At 59.6% G+C, this 359-nt stretch carries 1 protein-coding gene; it reads left to right on the top strand.

Going from position 1 to position 359, the window contains the following annotated elements; genetic code table 11:
- The coding region (locus GSQ79_RS29710; protein ID WP_246725467.1) for a PAS domain-containing protein at positions 1 to 359 on the top strand (359 nt) is incomplete at both ends.

Below are 359 nucleotides of genomic sequence, written 5' to 3'. Positions count from 1 at the left end.
CGTGCTCAACGTCAACCACCACACCTTGCAGATGTTCGGCGCACCCGACCTCCAGGTTTTGCTCAAGCGCATCCGCGACGTGTTTCGCGACAACATGACCGAGCACTTTCGCGAGCAGCTCGTCGATCTGTGGGACGGCAAGCTGTTCCAGCAGCGCGAAGTCGTGAACTATGCCCTGGACGGCAGCGAGATGCATGTGCATCTGCAGTTTTCCGTGCTGCCCGGCTATGAACACGACTGGTCGCTGGTTCAGGTGGCGCTGACCGATATCACGGCGCGCAAGAAGGCCGAGGCCTATCTGGAGTTTCTCGGCAAGCACGACCCGCTCAACAAGCTCTACAACCGGTCCTTCGACAACG

It is taken from the genome of Beijerinckia sp. L45, assembly GCF_009765775.1.
Classification (GTDB): Bacteria; Pseudomonadota; Alphaproteobacteria; order Rhizobiales; family Beijerinckiaceae; genus RH-AL1.
This window is presented reverse-complemented; position numbering and strand designations above follow the sequence as displayed.